Genomic DNA, 15,963 nt, shown 5'->3' on the forward strand with positions numbered 1-15,963 from the left:
TGCCCACTGCGTACATTTGACCAACTTGGCGCTAAGTAACCGCGACCTTCCCGGGGATCGCCACTTTCATTGTCAGCACGCGGTTGCTACCACATACTTCGTCAGTACCAGCCAACAGTAGTTCGCGCACTCTGTTAGTGCCAAAACAACTACTCGGCCGGCGCCAAGCAAACCTGTGGGCAATGCCTTTTCAAGCAACCGTACAGTCAGTTCCAGCCCGCCCCGGGTAGAGGCAAAAGGCTGGTGCACTGTTAGCACAGCTTACACAAGCAAGGCTGGCTGGCTATTTTTTGTTCCATACTTAGCCCGCCGCATAAGGGGCGGAGCAGTTTTGCGGGACCTGCCTATATACGCCATGAGCGCAGTTACGTCATGAGCGGTGCCTTCACGCAGAGCGGCCCTAAACCTCGCGAGGCCGGGCAGGGCAATCCGTGTTCCCCACCCGGCCTCGCACTTATTGGTTGCAACGTGCCGTTCACCTTGCTCGATGCGGCACGGCGCCATGTTTAGGACTTGGCCTAAACATTTGGCTTAGGCGCGCGGCTTTTCTTGCATTTCGAAGGTTTCGATCAAATCGCCTACCTTGATATCGCGATAGCCGAGCGTAATACCGCATTCGTAGCCTTCGCGCACTTCCGCAACGTCATCCGTTTCGCGGCGCAGGGAGACGATCTTCAAGTCCTTTGCCACTACGACGCCGTCGCGTACCAGCCGTGCGTCCGCGCCGCGCTTGATGCGGCCCTTGCGCACGGTAGAACCAGCGATCATACCGGCCTTGCCAGACTTGAACAGCTGCAAGATCTCCGCGGTCCCCAGTTGGACTTCTTCGTAGATCGGCTTGAGCATGCCCTTCATCGCGGCTTCGACGTCGTTGATCGCATCGTAGATAACGGTGTAGAACTTCAGTTCCACGCCTTCTTCATCCGCGTATTCAGCAACCCGTTCTGCCGGGCGGACGTTGAAGCCAATAATGACCGCATTGTCCACGGTGGCAAGGTTGACGTCATTCTGGGTGATTGCCCCCACGCCCCGGTGGATAATATCCAGCTGGACTTCATCATCAACCTCGATATCCAAGAGCGAGGATTCGAGCGCTTCGACCGCACCGGAAGAATCGCCCTTGATAATGATGTTGAGGGTATCGACCTTGCCTTCCTTGAGCACATCTCCCAGGTTCTCCAGGGAGACGCGCTTGCGCCGGCGAGCCAAGGTGGCCGCGCGGTGGGCAGCTTCGCGCTGCTCGGCGATCTGCCGGGCCGTGCGCTCATCATCTGCCACGAGGAAGGTATCCCCAGCGGCCGGAACCGAAGAAAGACCGAGTACCTGGACGGGCCGGGACGGACCGGCTTCTTCCACGGCCTTCCCGTTTTCGTCGAACATGGCACGCACACGGCCATGCGCGGTGCCGACGGCGAGGGGATCGCCAATCCGCAAGGTACCAACTTGCACTAGCGCCGTGATTACGGCGCCGCGACCCTGGTCCAGCTTCGCTTCGATTGCCACCCCACGTGCCGGCCGGTTCGGATTGGCCCGCAGGTCCAATTCGGCATCGGCCACATACAGCACAGCTTCTAGCAGATCGTCAATGCCTTCTCGCTTCTTCGCCGAAATATCTACGAAGAGTGTATCCCCGCCGTAGTCTTCCGCCACCAAGCCATATTCGGTGAGCTGGGAACGGACCTTTTGCGGGTTGGCGCCGGCCACGTCGATCTTGTTGACGGCCACGACAATCGGAACCTTCGCCGATAGGGCGTGGTTGATTGCTTCCACCGTTTGCGGCATAACGCCGTCGTCGGCAGCAACCACCAGGATCGCAATATCGGTGACGTTGGCACCGCGCGCACGCATCGCGGTAAAGGCTTCGTGCCCGGGCGTATCGATGAAGGTGATGGCCCGATCTTCGCCCTCGTACTTGACGTGGGTCTGGTAGGCACCAATCGCCTGGGTAATCCCGCCCGATTCGGTACCTTCCACCGAAGAATGCCGAATGGCGTCCAAGGTCTTCGTCTTTCCGTGGTCAACGTGACCCATAACGGTAACGACCGGCGGACGCGGCACCAGATCTTCATCGTCATCGAGGATTTCTTCAGCTTCCAGATCGATATCGAAGGATTCGAGAATCTGGCGATCTTCATCTTCCTTCGAAAGTACTTCCACCTGGTAGCCAAGTTCATCGCCGAGAAGCTTGAAGGTATCTTCGTCCAGCGACTGGTTCATGGTGGCCATTTCGCCCATGCGCATCAAGACGGTAATGACATCTGCGCTGGAAGCACCAATTTGTTCCGCGAAATCGGCCACGGAGGCGCCTTGCCGCACGCGCAGGGTTTGCCCATTGCCATGCGGAATATTTACGCCGCGTACCGTGGGCGAAGACTTTGCTTCGAATTCTTCACGCCGGGTGCGCCGCTGGCTCCGGCCACGCCGGCCACCGCCGCCGCGCCGCCCGAAAGCACCAGCCGTGGAACCACCGCGGGTACGCCCACCCGAACGGGTGAAACCGCCCCCGTCAGGCCGGCGATGGCCCGGCTGACCGCCGCGCCCGCGCCCGCCCCGCCCGCGCGAATCGCCCGGATGTTGGCCTGCCATCTGGCTGGGCATCATAGCTGGCGAAGGCCGTGGGGCGCCGCGCCGTGGACCGCCCGAATGTGCCGGACGTGGCGCAGTTCCCGCGCCCGCCCCCTGACCACCTTGGGCCTTGCCGCGCCCGCGCCCACCACCGGGCCGAGGCATACCCTGCTTGGTGGCATACGGATTATTACCGGGCCGGGCCTTACCGCGCCCGCGCCCACCACCCGGCCGGGGCATACCCTGCTTGGTGGCATACGGATTATTACCGGGCCGCGGCGCTGCTTCGGCGCGCGCGGCACGTGCTGATTGGGCGGCTCCCATCGGCGTGGGGATTCCCGGCCGGCGCCCGGCCGGCTTGCGCTGCCCATCACGGTCCTGCCCCGGCTTAGGGGTAGGCTTACCCGCCGCTTGCGGGCGTGGTGCAGCCGGCTTCGCCGCAGGCTTTTCGTCACGGCCACCGGGCTTCGCACCCCGGCCTGGCTTTCCACCCGTAGCCATTGCAGCTGGCGTGGGGGCAGCGGCACGTTCCGGCTTAGCTTCTGCCTGCGCACCGCCCGGTTTGGCCGGGCTGGCCGGTTTGGCGCCGCGCGCCGGCTGCGGACCGGGCTTGGGACCCGGCTTCGGCGCTGACTTAGCGGCCGGCTTAGCCGTATCCTTCGCTACCGGCTGGCTAGCTTTTTCTGCCGGTGCTGCGTCTTTATCGGGACGCGGCGATTCGACCACAATTGCGTCGGAACCGGCCGGGCGATCTACCGCCGCACGGGTTCCTTGCCGCGGCTTACGCGGCTTTGCGGCGCGGCGTGCTTGGCCACCCTTCTTCCCTCCCTTTGCGGAGGCCGGATCGAGTTCTTCCGGATGTGCTTCAAAATAGTTGCGCGCCTTACGCACAACTGGTGCCTCGATTGTAGATGAGGCAGATTTGACGAATTCTCCATTTTCCTTGAGCACATCGAGCAAGCGTCGGCTCGTAGTGCCAAGTTCCTTGGCGAGTTCATGGACGCGGACTTTTGCCACAGTTCTCCTTCTTTGGGGTCCGGGCAAGGCGCGCGCGGACCTCTCTAGTTCTGGCAGCTCATCGCTGGGTACTCATCGGGTGCCCATCGGCTTCCAACCCGCTTTCTGTATCTCGGGTCATCGCCCCACCGGGCGAACTTACATTGCTATTGACCATTCGTAATGATCGTGGCGGTAAATGGGGTGGCATCCACTCGGCTCCGGAAAGCTCGAGGCAAGGCGCCACTGCGCAAAGCACGGCTAATACAAGTTGCAGAACCGTGAATCCACGCGCCGCGGCCCGGCATGTGACGTCGCGTATCGGCGAGCACATGGTGATCGCGAAGCACTAGCCGCACCATATTCTTAGCCTCGTCTTTTGCGCGGCAACCCACACAAGTGCGTGGATTCATAAGTAACCACCCCAAAGAACGCCCTGACTACTTTACCTGGAATTTAGGCAAAAGGTTAGTACGAATTTGCCCACATCAGTATTCGACTACCGCGAGATTGCTCTCACAGTGCCGGACGTACGGCTATTCCGACTGCGCGACCGTGCTGGATCTACTCCGGCTTTTCCGCCGTCTCGGTTGTAGCTGGCGCATCGGTTGTAGCTGGAGCATCGGTTGTGGCCGGCGTATCTAACGTTCCCGCTGCCGCCGCCACTTTCACAGCTTCCACCGCCTCCGTAGCTTCGGCAGGTTCCACAGGTTCAGTTACCACCGTTTCTTCCGCGGCTACCGCAACTTCTGCAGGCTCCGTGCCTTCCGCAGGCTCTGCGCCTTCCGCGGCTACCGCAACTTCCGCAGGCTCCGCGCCTTCCGCAGGCTCCGCTATTTCCGCAGCTGCCTCGTGTGGTTCCGCGATAATTCCTGCGGCCCGCGCGGCCTGGGCTTCTGGATAGTTACCCGCCGCCATATCGGATTCCTTGCGGATATCAATGGACCAGCCGGTGAGCTTGGCGGCCAGGCGCACATTCTGCGCTTCCTTGCCAATTGCCAGGGATGCTTGCCCATCCGGCACCACCGCGCGCGACTGGCGATGATCTTTGCTGAGAATATCGACTCGCACTACTTGCGCGGGGGAAAGTGATTCGGCAATGAATACCGCCGGATCGTCGTCGTAATCAACAATATCGATCTTTTCTCCGCCTAATTCTTGGGTCACGGCCCGCACGCGCTGCCCGTTATGCCCAATGCAAGCGCCCTTCGGGTTCACGGATGGATCGGCAGACCACACCGCCACCTTGGAGCGGTGACCCGGTTCGCGCGAAAGGGCCACCAATTCTACCGTGCCATCCCCAATTTCCGGAACTTCCAATTCGAACAAGCGCCGCACGAAATCCGGGTGGGTACGTGAAAGCCGCACGGAAGCACCGCGCGGAGTTACCGCCACATCCAAAACCAGGGCGCGAATATGGTCACCGCGGTGCAAATGTTCCGTGGGCACCTGTTCTTCGGCCCGCAAGATTGCTTCGTGCTCCCCCACATCCACGATGAGGTCGCGCGAATCGGCGTCCCGCCCGGCTCGGCGCTGCACCACGCCCGAAACGATCTCACCCTTCTTATGTTTGAAGGAACCGAGCACCCGGTCGGCTTCTGCTTCCCGCAAACGTTGGGCGATTACTGACTTTGCGGTAGTGGTCGCGATCCGCCCGAAATCATTGGGGGTATCGTCAAATTCGCCAATTACGTTATCTTCTTCGTCGACTTCCGGAGCCCATACGGTTACGCCCCCGGTTTTCTGGTCGAGCTCCACGCGCGCACCCCGCACTGCCCCGGGCATCCGCATATAAGCGTGCAAAAGCGCATCTTGGATCGTAGTCATCAGTACGTCCACGCTCACTCCCAGCTCGGTTTCCAAAGCTCGGAGCTCATTCATCTGGATTTTGAAATCCACGATTTCTCCTAATCCTTCTTAGGGCGGTCAAACTCAATGTGGACGCGCGCTTTCGCAACCTCTCCGATCGATAACCGCCGTTCGCCAGATTCTCCGCGGAATACCAAGGTATCACCCTCCACCGCCACGAGCCGCTCCGTGAAGGGTGTTTCCTCGCGTGGCGTCACTTTCACGAGCCGCCCGATAGCGCGTGAGAAATGGCGGGCTTCCACCAGCGGCCGATCCGTACCCGGCGTCGTTACCTCCAGCTGGTAAGCGCCAGCAATTACATCAATCTCATCGAGCACGGCAGAGATTTCGCGGGAAATATCCACGAGTTGTTGCGAATCTACACCGCCCGGACCTTCCGGCAGGTCTACGGTTACCGAAACAATGGGGCGCGACCCGCGGCTTACCTGCACATTTTCGAGGTAGAGACCCGCGTTTTCCACCACACTTACCAGCGCCTGCGCAATTTCTTCCCGCACTTGCCGGCGTTCGGCAGCGCTTCGCGAGCGCGGCGTGTTTTCTCGCTGCGCGCCGCGGCCTGCTGGTGATTGATTGCGATGACGTCGATTCATGCCCTATAGCCTACCTTGCTTTGTGTGGCTTTCGCCGCCGCGTGCCAAGTTCGTGAGAGATTCCTAGCCCGTGAGAGAATAAAACGATTGTTGCGCTCTCGCGTTCGGAGGTCCATTGTGAAAAAACGCCGCCAGAATTCTCCTGCTGGTGCTTATGATCCTGCCGCTTACGAGGCCGGTGCCTCCGGTGGTAGCGCTTCCGGTGCTGGCGTTCTCGGCGCTAGCGTTCCCGGTGCTAGCGCTTCCGGGGTAGCGACGACGCCGTCTACCCCGCCGCCTCACCGCAGCTCCCCGGTGTTACGCGCTATTGCTTGGTCGGTGCTCGCCCTCATCGTTATTATTGGCATCTTTGCCGGCCTGGGCGTGCGTTTTGGTGAAACTAAACCGCAGATTCCGCCGGCCTCACCAGCGGAACAGGCCCGGCAAAAAGTTGCGATCCAGGCGGCCCGGGTGGCGGAAACCGCGGCAGCTTTGACACATGCGAACGCGGGCGGCGGAGCAAACGGGCGCGCAGGTGATGGGGGCGGTAATGCTGGTGGCAGTGGCGATAACGCAGGTGGCACCGCAACCGGCGCTGGCGAAGCAGGCAGTAACGCTGGCACTTCCGCCGTTTATGAGCAGGTGCAGGCGCATGCGAACGAGTTCCTGACGCAGCTGGGCGGGGTGTGGCAGCCCTGGCCTAGTGGCGCGCCTTCTCCGTATACGAATCCGCCGTTGGATACCGCCGCACCCGCAGATCCGCAGGCCTCTAATTTGCTGAACCAGGTGCAAGAATTACGGGAAGCGGCGATTGCCGCCGCAGAAACCGTGGTGCCGGATACGGATAGTAGTGAAACCGCTGCGGGTACGGACAGTAGTGAAACCGCTGCGGTTACGGGCGCAGCGCCAAATTCCCGCCCGCTTTATCTTTCGATTGCTTTGCGTAGCCATTTCGATGCGATGCAAATTGCCCAGGCAGCCGGCTTGGAAATACCTAGTTGCGAGTTCGCGGCCGGCGCTACCGTGCAAATGGATGCGGTTTCGGTGGGCCGCAGTTTTGCGGGCGCCGATCCGCATTTCCTGCGCCAGGCCGCAGCCGCCCGCCAGTGGATTGAAACAGCCACTTCCCGTTTGGAACCCGGCCAACGAGATGCCCAACTAGCCCGCATTGATAAGCTCACTGCTTTCGAGGAGGGCATGCTGCAAACGGGGATGGAAGATACGCGCGATATTGCCGCCCCGTATCCAGAAGATCAATCCAGCCCGGCCCTGCTTGCACAAGGCCTCAACACTTATGCGGGGGTGCTTGTTTCCGGGCCGGGGGAACCGCGCGCGGCGCTCACCTTCGCTTGTTCCCTCTACCTGGACGACGCCGAACGTGCCACGGCTCCGACCCTGCCCGGCCTGCAAAACCCCGGATCGGCCTAGAACACATAGCTAACCTTTTGCGGTACTGAACTCGCAGATAGAGCTCGCTAGACAATGCCCACTGGACAAAACCCGCCATATAGAGCTCGCCAGATGGAGCCCGCTAGACAGAACCCCCGAACCGAGCTCCCGAACCGAGCCCGCTGGTCCGTAACGCTATGTAGCCCGCGCTTTACGGCGCGGGCTACTGCGGCATTATTCGCGATTGCGTTACCGGTGGCTATTCGTTGTGGGCGGCCAGGAGCTTACGCATGGTGGCCACGGCCTGGTCTACCGGGACCAGTTCCCGTTCATCGGTGCGCCGGTTGCGCAATTCCACATTGCCATCGGCCAAAGCGCGGCCTACCACGATCCCGTAGGGCATTCCCAAAAGTTCGTAGTCCTTGAACTTCACGCCGGCCGAAACCTTGCGGCGGTCATCAAACAAGACTTCCACCCCGGCTTGTTCGAGCTCGGTTGCAATCTTCTCTGCCGTTTCAAACACCGCGGCGTCTTTACCGGTAGCCAGCACGTGTACCTGCGCTGGCGCAACCGCCACCGGCCACACAATACCCCGCTCATCATGATGTTCTTCCGCCAGCGAGGCCATGACGCGAGAAACACCAATCCCGTAACTACCCATAGTAACCACGCGGCTCTTGCCATTTTCATCCAAAACCGTAAGACCCAAAGCTTCAGAGTATTTACGGCCCAGCTGGAAGATATGACCAATTTCGATTCCGCGTGCCAGTTCCATCGGCCCCGAACCATCCGGAGCCGGATCGCCCTCCCGTACTTCCGCTGCCTCAATGAAACCATCGGCTTCAAAATCGCGACCGTACACATAGTGGAAGAAGTGCTTTTCGTTTTCGTTACCGCCCGCGATCCAGCTACTGCCGCGCGCGATATGGGGATCCAGCAGCAAGCGCAAGGGCAGCGCGGCCTCTCCCGCTTCAGCTTCCCCGGTAGCGCCGTCACCTGCGGTTTTACCTGCAGCCTTGCCGGCAGCCTCACCGTTCGCAGAAACCGCGGAATTAGTTGTGGCTGCGGTAGAACCGGTGCGGCGGGCGGATTGCGGGCCGAAAACGCCCGGACCCATATAGCCGGGAACCAGTTCGGGATAGGCGGCGATTGCTTCCGCATCGGCCATTTCGATTTCGGCGGGTGCCAAGGAGGCCTCCACACGCTTGAAATCTACTTCCCTATCTCCTGGCACCGCCACCATTACCAGTTCAGTTTCTCCGCTTGGATGGGTGAGCTTGAGGAGAACTGTCTTCAAGGTGTCTGCGGCTTGCCAGGGCCGATCTTCGCGCGGATGCACCCGGTTCGCAACTTCTACCAGGTCCTCAATCGTCTTCGCATCCGGCGTGGAAACCAGCTCAGCTTCGGGTTCATTAGCGAAGTCCTGCGCGGGTGGCTGCACGGTTTTTACCGCTTCCACATTCGCCACATAGCCGCCCGCAGAACGCACGAACGTATCTTCGCCCACCGGCGTCGGGTACAAGAATTCTTCCGACTTTGAACCACCCATCGCCCCGGCAACTGCCGTCACAATCTGGTACGGCAAGCCGAGCCGCTGGAAAATCTTTTGGTAGGCCGCACGCATCGCCGCATAAGAATCCTCTAAGCCGGCATCTTCCATATCGAAGGAGTAGGCGTCCTTCATCAGGAACTCGCGGGTGCGGATCAGGCCCGCCCGCGGCCGCGCTTCATCCCGATACTTGGTTTGGATTTGGTAGAGCGTGAGCGGCAGATCCTTGTACGAGCTGTACAGGTCCTTGACCAGCAAGGTGAACATTTCTTCGTGGGTAGGTGCCAACAGAAAATCGTTTTCCCGCCGGTCTTGCAAACGGAACAGCTGCGGTCCGTATTCTTCCCAACGGCCGGTGGCTTCATAGGGTTCACGCGGTAGCAGTGCCGGGAACAGCACTTCTTGCGCACCGGCGGCATCCATTTCCTCGCGGATAACCGTTTCTACTTTCCGCAAAACCTTCAAGCCCAGTGGCAACCAGGTGTAAATACCGGGCGCCACGCGGCGAATGTAACTCCCGCGAACAAGTAATTTATGGCTGGGTACCTCCGCATCGGCGGGATCCTCACGCAGGGTACGCACAAACAGCGTTGACATTCTTAGCACTTGCCCAGTGTAACGCCCCGCGGCTATGCCCGGTGCCAGCTAGAGGAGAATCGTTGCCCAATCCTCACGCCGCGTAAAGCCCACTTTTTTATAAACCTGCACGGCCCGCAAATTATAATTATTGACGTAGAGAGATACCGTGGGGGCAATATTTTCCAGAATGTGGCTCACCACGGCGGCCATCGCGTGGGTAGCTATTCCTTGGCCGCGCCGGTCCGGTGCCGTCCACACGCCTTGTATTTGGGCGACGCCGCCCGCCAGGGCCCCAATATCAGCTTTGAATATCACGCGGGGCTGGCCGGTAAGGGCATCGTTTTCAACCCGCACAAAAGTATGCCCGGCAGAAATAAGCGTAGAAACCCGGTGGGCATAGGAATTGCCGTAAATCATCGGGTCGTATCCCACTTCTTCGGTAAACATGGCCACCGAAGCCGGTAGCACAAGCCCGGCTTCAGCGAACCGGGCCGGGCGCACCAGCGAGTCTGGCGCGACTGCGGAAGGGCGATCCATCACCATGGAAAGCTGGCAGGATCTGATATCACGCGCCGGTCCCCAATCGTGGCGGGTCCGTTCCCACAGGCCCATTACTTGCGTGGCCGGGCCAACAAAAGAGCTGGCAATACGGCGCCGGGAAAGTAAGGAATCGGCGAGCTCATCTAACCCGGCAGGGGTGAATCCGAGCGGGATAACATTCCCGCCATCCCAGGCTAGAGCAGTAATTTCTTGGGCATCGTTATATTTAGCGAGGGCGGAAGCCGGCCCTAGCCCCATGCGTTCGACGTTGACTCGCGCGAGGACGGCATTTACCGGGTCACGATCCAGAAATTCCAGCGCGGCAGCTTTATCAGTGCCATAAAGCCGCCGTAAAGAGACCGCAGACTTTCCTCGCCATCTTAGAGGTATCACGAGTATTTCCTCCATTCTGGGCGAGGCCGATGCTTATATCGATACTTGGCCACATCGAGAGTATGGCACCGCGCAGCGCGAAAACGAATATCTGACCGCACTTTGAGATTAGCGGAACGGTCGGCGGCAAGCCCGGCAAGCAAACCCGGCCGGTAGGAAACCCGGCCAGTAGGAGGCCCGGTAGCAAACCCGGCCGGTAGGACGCCCGGCAAGCAAGCCGGGGCAACAAGACGGTGACAAGCCGGGGAAAAAGACCGGGGCAACAAGACCGTGGCAAGCCGGGGCAACAAGCCAGGTAGCAAGGATTGGAACTATTAGAAACTGGGTTTATTCGACGCTGGTGAGGACAGATACGGCCCGTTCAATGAAGACGTCTACCACTGCTTCATCGTAGGCGGCGCTGTTTTTTGCTTCGGGGAAGAGCGCGTTGCGTAATTCATGCGAAGTCAGTTCTGCTTCCCCGTCGAAATATCGGGCCAAACGGCCCATGAGGGCGTCCACTTCCTGTTTGCGGTAGCCCCACCCATCGGCGTCGGCAAAACGTTCCCCGCGTGGCCGCAGCAAGCGCGGATAGAGCGATTTAGCGGCTTCGTATGAACGTTTTAGCCATGCCTGTTCACCCTGGTTGGAGATAACGTGGGCCCGGCGCAAGTGAATAAACGCGGCCTCCAGCCGGTCGAGAGCCGCATCTACCGCGGCGGTATCATAGCCGCGCCGCGCGCGCGAAAATCCGACCGAGCGGACGTCGTTTTCGTCCAGGGAACCGTCTTCTGAAGAATAAGCTTGGCGGGCTTTATCGAGGAAGGAATCCACTTCTTCCACGTTGTATCCGTGCGCAAACGGACTGACCCGTTTAAATGTTTTCTTGGCCATTCGCTTCTCTCCTCGCTTCCTGCGCCAACCCCACTTTAGGACGCCGCTACAGCTTACGCAGCGGTGACGACCACGCCTATAGTATGCCGCCCGCCCAGGCCACAATTAGATAGCAAAACGGGGCCCACATAAGAATGGAATCCAAGCGGTCTAGCATACCGCCGTGCCCGGGGAAAATGCTCCCCATGTCTTTGACTCCGAGTTCTCGTTTGAGCATGGACTCGGCTAGATCACCACCGGTGCAACACACTACCGCCACCACTGCGATAAGCACGCACACCCACCAGGGATGGCCAAGCCACAATCCCATCAATGGAAAGGCGAACACTAATGCCAAAATGATCGAGCCGGCAAAGCCTTCCCAAGATTTCTTCGGAGAAATCTTGGGAGCTAGCGGGTGTTTGCCGAACAGTACCCCGGCCGCCCAGCCGCCCGTGTCATTGGCCACCGGCATCAAAATTAGGACCGCGATATGTGCGGCGGCAGCCTCTGTTCCCGCCAGTGCCACTGCAAACGTACCCAGCAGGCCAATCCAGGCAGCTGCAAAGGCGCCGGCACCGGCGTCGCGCCCGGAGCGGGCGGGGGTCTTCGCATCGGATGCGGAAAGTGGCGAACTAGCCGCGCTACCACCGGAGTTTGGGGCGCGGCCCCGGGAGCGGCGTGCGGCTATGAGCTCGCGGCCCGCAATCCACAGACCATGTACGAGGGCGGTGGCAATATACGCACCGAATCCGGCCAGTAAACCACCCCACCAGGTGGCCGCCACCATCGCCGCCACCCCCGCCATGAGCGGAATTACGGCGATGCGGATCCCGCGGTTCAGAAAGGCACCCGCGACCTCCCAGATAGCTATGCATAGGGCAATAGCTACCAGGATCACAAAGATCTCTATTCGGAAAGTCACCGATAAGGCCACTAACGCCAACAAAATGACGGCGGTGGGTATGGCAAGTTTTAGGTTCCGCCCGGCCCGCGATCCCGAAGGGGCGGGCGGAGTGGGCGGATGCGGCTGCAAATGCGCGCGCAAGCTCGCTCCCCGCCCGGAACGGCTGGGCGCTACGGCCTCCGGCGCGCCCGGCGAGCTCGCGGAGACCGGTGACACCGGTATACCCGGTGAACCCGCAGACACCGGTGATACCGGACCACCCGGCGTGCTAGGAACTGACGAAGGATCTGTGGACATCAACGTTTCCTCACGAGGTGTGTTTGGCTACGCCTAAACCTCCATGAGGTCCTTTTCCTTGGCTTCCAGCAGGGTGTCGATTTCGCCTACGTACTTCTTGGTCAGGTTTTCTACCTGTTCTTCTTGCCGGCGTACTTCATCTTCGCCCACGTCGCCATCTTTTTGCATCTTCGCGAGCGCATCCATGGCCTTGCGTCGCACGCCGCGGACGGTAACCCGGCCTTCTTCGGCGCGGGTACGGGCCAGCTTTACGTATTCTTGCCGGCGTTCTTGGGTGAGCGCGGGCAGGTTAATGCGGAGCACATTGCCGTCGTCGGAAGGATTGACGCCCAGATCGGATTCGCGCAGGGCCTTATCAATATTGGCCTTGGCACCCGGGTCGAATGGCGTGATCATTACCGTGCGCGGTTCGGGGATAACGATCGTTGCCAACTGTTGCAAGGGCGTTGGCGTGCCGTAATAGTCGACCAGGATGGGGTTGAACAAACCGGCCGAAGCGCGGCCAGAACGGATGTGGCCGAATTCGTCACGCGTAAATTCGACCGCTTTTTGCATGCCATCCTCCGCTTCGCGGAGAGTTTCCTCAATCATTTTCTACCTCTGTATTCCTGCTAATTCGTTTTTATACTCAGGGGCGGCGTGCCGGCATCCTGATGTATCCATGGTGAACTCTAGCTTATGACGTCCCCGCTAGTGACGAGACTCCCGATATTCTCCCCGCGCAAGGCGGCAGTGACGTTGCCCGCAATGGTCATGCCGAAAACGCGTATCGGCAGATTGTTATCCCGACACAGGGAGAAGGCAGCCGCATCAGCCACCCGCAAATCATGTTTGATTACGTCTGCGTAGGTCAAATGGTCGAGCTTTACGGCTTCCGAATCCACATTCGGATCTGCGCTATAAACACCATCTACCCCATTTTTGCCCATGAGGAGTTCATCGCACCGCAGTTCCAAAGCCCGCTGGGCGGAAACGGTATCGGTGGAGAAATACGGCATTCCGGCGCCAGCTCCAAAAATAACCACCCGGCCCTTTTGCAGGTGCCGGATGGCTCGCAATGGAATATAAGGCTCAGCTACCTGGGTCATTTGGATTGCGGTTTGAACGCGGCAGGGAGTACCCGCCCGTTCGATAAAGTCTTGCAAAGCGATCGCGTTCATAACCGTGCCGAGCATGCCCATATAGTCGGCGCGGGCCCGGTCCATACCGCTGTGTTGTAATTCAGCACCGCGGAAGAAGTTACCGCCGCCCACCACGATCGCTACTTCTATGCCTTGGTTCACGGCCGCGGTGATTTCCGAAGCCACCCGCGTGAGCACATCGGTATCCACTCCGACCCCGCCGCCACCAAAGGTTTCGCCCGAAAGCTTAAGCAAAACGCGCCGCACGCCGTCTTCCGCTGCTGGCCGCCCCAATATAGTCATGCTTCTCCTCGCTTCGTGTTTCCTCCACCCGGATTCCTGCTTCGGAATCAACCAGAAATAACATTACCAGCGCAAAGCGTTTGGCCCGCAGATTCCCAAAGTGAAACTAAACCCGCGCCGGCCGGCAGCGCCGCATAAATCTCGCCGCTCGCCAAGTGGGCACCGGCACTACGCCACGTGCGGGCGGCGCCTCCCCAACCTGACCGCCTCGCCAAGTGGGCACCGGCACTACGCCACGTGCGAGCGGCGCCTCCCCAACCCAACCGCCTCGCCAAGTGGGCGTGGGCCCTCACCTGCGCGCCGAGTGTGAGAGACTGGTCCACATGCGAGCCATCATGACTGTTACAGGCCGCGATCGCACGGGAATCGTGGCGGCCGTTACCACTAAACTTGCCGAACGAAAAGTAAACGTCAAGAACATTTCGCAGACGATTATGTCTGAGTATTTCACGATGATTTTGGAGATTTCTTTGCCCGAAGATTTGGATATCACCAGTTTGCAGGCTGATATGCACGCCTTGGGAGAAACGGAAGGCCTGGAAATCCGCGTGCAATCAGAAGCAATCTTCGACGCTATGCATAGGTTGTGAGGCCAAGTTCTATGAATACTGAAAAAGATATTCTGGAAACACTGGCCATGATCCATGAGGACCGGCTCGATATTCGTACCGTGACCATGGGCATTTCCCTGCTTGACTGCGCGGATAGCGACGGCGAAAAGGCCCGCGCACGGGCCCGGGAAAAAATTATTACCAAGGCCCGGCAGCTTGTGCCCGTGTGCGAAAAAATCGAAAAAGAGCTGGGGATTCCGATTATCAATAAGCGGATATCGGTAACTCCAATCGCTTTGGTTGCGGCCGCTTCGCGGGAAAAGAACCTCACCGCGTGGGCGCACATGCTTGATGCTGCGGCTCGAGAAGTCGGGGTGGATTTCATTGGTGGTTTTTCCGCGCTGGTAGAAAAGGGCTGTACCCCTGCTGATAGCGCGCTTCTTGCCTCTATCCCGGAAGCTTTGGCCAGCACAGACCTAGTGTGTTCTTCCGTCAATATTGGTTCTTCCAAGGCCGGAATCAATATGGATGCCGTAGCCCAAATGGGTGAAGTAGTGGTTTCCGCCGCACATGCCACCCCGGATGGGTTAGGCGCTGCCAAACTCGTAGTTTTCGCCAATTCGGTAGGCGATAATCCCTTCATGGCGGGTGCTTTCCACGGCCCCGAAATGCCCGACTCCGTGGTTTCGGTGGGCGTTTCTGGGCCGGGGGTGATTACTCGCGCCATTCACAGCGCAGGGGATGCCGGCTTCTCCGAACTCGCTGAAACCATTAAGAAAGCGGCTTTTAAGGTCACGCGCATGGGTGAGCTGGTGGGCCGCCTAGCCGCCGAACGCTTAGGTGTTCCCTTCGGGATTGTGGACCTTTCTCTAGCGCCGACGGCGGACGTAGGCGATTCGGTAGCCCGCGCTTTGGAAGCAACTGGGCTGGAACGGGTTGGCGCGCATGGCACCACCGCGGCTTTGGCCCTGCTCAATGATGCGGTCAAGAAGGGTGGACTCATGGCCTGTTCGCGCGTGGGCGGACTTTCCGGATCCTTTATCCCCGTTTCTGAAGATGAAGGGATGATTGAGGCTGCCGCTACCGGAGCGATTTCTTTGGCGAAGTTGGAGGCTATGACGGCCATCTGCTCGGTAGGCCTAGATATGATTGCAGTTCCGGGTGCTACTCCGCCGGCGACGATTGCGGGCATGATTGCGGACGAAGCGGCAATCGGCGTAATGAATTCGAAGACCACTGCGGTGCGAGTTATCCCAGCTCCGGGCGCAAAAGTTGGAGATACCGTCGAATTTGGCGGGCTTTTGGGCTCGGCGCCGGTAATGGAAGTTTCGCCCTACTCTTCGGCCGCATTTATTGGCCGCGGTGGAAATATCCCCGCGCCCGTCCATCAGTTCAAGAACTAAGGTGCGGATGGCACGCCAAGTACAACTAACGCAGGCAGGGCGAATAGCACAATAAGCACGAATAGCGCAATAGGCGCGAA

14 protein-coding genes are annotated in these 15,963 nt (G+C 59.7%); 4 read left to right on the plus strand and 10 right to left on the minus strand.

Going from position 1 to position 15,963, the window contains the following annotated elements; genetic code table 11:
• Positions 1–531: 531 nt before the first annotated feature.
• The 4 genes from infB to H8274_RS06990 all read right to left on the minus strand — a co-directional run bounded on the left by infB (position 532) and on the right by H8274_RS06990 (position 6,020).
• On the minus strand, positions 532–3,582 hold the full coding sequence (infB, locus tag H8274_RS06975; RefSeq protein ID WP_185934167.1) for a translation initiation factor IF-2: 3,051 nt from the start codon (positions 3,580–3,582) through the stop codon (positions 532–534).
• 146 nt (positions 3,583–3,728) lie between these two features.
• On the minus strand, positions 3,729–3,974 hold the full coding sequence (locus H8274_RS10025; protein WP_185934168.1) for a YlxR family protein: 246 nt from the start codon (positions 3,972–3,974) through the stop codon (positions 3,729–3,731).
• Between the two features lie 151 nt (positions 3,975–4,125).
• On the minus strand, positions 4,126–5,460 hold the full coding sequence (gene nusA, locus H8274_RS06985) for a transcription termination factor NusA (RefSeq protein ID WP_244924554.1): 1,335 nt from the start codon (positions 5,458–5,460) through the stop codon (positions 4,126–4,128).
• 8 nt (positions 5,461–5,468) lie between these two features.
• Positions 5,469–6,020: a ribosome maturation factor RimP gene (locus H8274_RS06990; protein ID WP_049618747.1), complete on the minus strand. Its 552-nt coding sequence runs from the start codon at positions 6,018–6,020 to the stop codon at positions 5,469–5,471.
• Positions 6,021–6,137: 117 nt separating this feature from the next.
• Here H8274_RS06990 and H8274_RS06995 point away from each other — a divergent pair, with 117 nt between their 5' ends.
• The gene (locus H8274_RS06995) at positions 6,138–7,427 is read left to right on the plus strand and encodes a hypothetical protein (protein WP_065414621.1); all 1,290 of its coding nucleotides are present in this window, start codon (positions 6,138–6,140) and stop codon (positions 7,425–7,427) included.
• Between the two features lie 220 nt (positions 7,428–7,647).
• On the opposite strand, the gene H8274_RS07000 is transcribed toward H8274_RS06995, so the two are convergent.
• The 4 genes from H8274_RS07000 to H8274_RS07015 form a co-directional block, all read right to left on the minus strand.
• Positions 7,648–9,534, minus strand: coding sequence for a proline--tRNA ligase (locus H8274_RS07000; protein WP_049618749.1), 1,887 nt, complete (start codon positions 9,532–9,534; stop codon positions 7,648–7,650).
• Between the two features lie 48 nt (positions 9,535–9,582).
• Positions 9,583–10,449: a GNAT family N-acetyltransferase gene (locus H8274_RS07005; protein ID WP_065419372.1), complete on the minus strand. Its 867-nt coding sequence runs from the start codon at positions 10,447–10,449 to the stop codon at positions 9,583–9,585.
• 327 nt (positions 10,450–10,776) lie between these two features.
• Positions 10,777–11,322, minus strand: a complete 546-nt coding sequence (locus H8274_RS07010) for a DivIVA domain-containing protein (protein WP_049618751.1) — start codon at positions 11,320–11,322, stop codon at positions 10,777–10,779.
• A 76-nt stretch (positions 11,323–11,398) separates the two neighbouring features.
• Positions 11,399–12,226, minus strand: a complete 828-nt coding sequence (locus tag H8274_RS07015; protein ID WP_244924555.1) for a phosphatidate cytidylyltransferase — start codon at positions 12,224–12,226, stop codon at positions 11,399–11,401.
• 40 nt (positions 12,227–12,266) lie between these two features.
• Between H8274_RS07015 and H8274_RS09785 the strand changes: the two genes are divergently transcribed.
• Positions 12,267–12,542 (plus strand): hypothetical protein, encoded by a 276-nt coding sequence (locus H8274_RS09785; protein WP_244924556.1) that lies wholly within the window; start codon positions 12,267–12,269, stop codon positions 12,540–12,542.
• On the opposite strand, the gene frr is transcribed toward H8274_RS09785, so the two are convergent.
• Positions 12,539–13,096 carry a ribosome recycling factor gene (gene frr / locus H8274_RS07020; RefSeq protein ID WP_049618752.1) on the minus strand — a complete coding sequence of 186 codons (558 nt, stop codon included), beginning with the start codon at positions 13,094–13,096 and terminating at the stop codon, positions 12,539–12,541. The genes H8274_RS09785 and frr overlap by 4 nt on opposite strands.
• 80 nt (positions 13,097–13,176) lie before the next feature.
• Entirely contained in the window at positions 13,177–13,929 is a 753-nt protein-coding gene (gene pyrH / locus H8274_RS07025) for a UMP kinase (protein WP_185934170.1), read from the minus strand.
• A gap of 335 nt (positions 13,930–14,264) precedes the next feature.
• Here pyrH and H8274_RS07030 point away from each other — a divergent pair, with 335 nt between their 5' ends.
• Both H8274_RS07030 and H8274_RS07035 read left to right on the plus strand, forming a co-directional pair.
• Entirely contained in the window at positions 14,265–14,519 is a 255-nt protein-coding gene (locus tag H8274_RS07030; protein ID WP_244924557.1) for an ACT domain-containing protein, read from the plus strand.
• An 11-nt stretch (positions 14,520–14,530) separates the two neighbouring features.
• Positions 14,531–15,883, plus strand: a complete 1,353-nt coding sequence (locus H8274_RS07035; RefSeq protein ID WP_185934171.1) for a PFL family protein — start codon at positions 14,531–14,533, stop codon at positions 15,881–15,883.
• Positions 15,884–15,963: the final 80 nt, after the last annotated feature.

Source organism: Actinobaculum suis, assembly GCF_900618115.1.
Classification (GTDB): domain Bacteria; phylum Actinomycetota; class Actinomycetes; order Actinomycetales; family Actinomycetaceae; genus Actinobaculum; species Actinobaculum suis.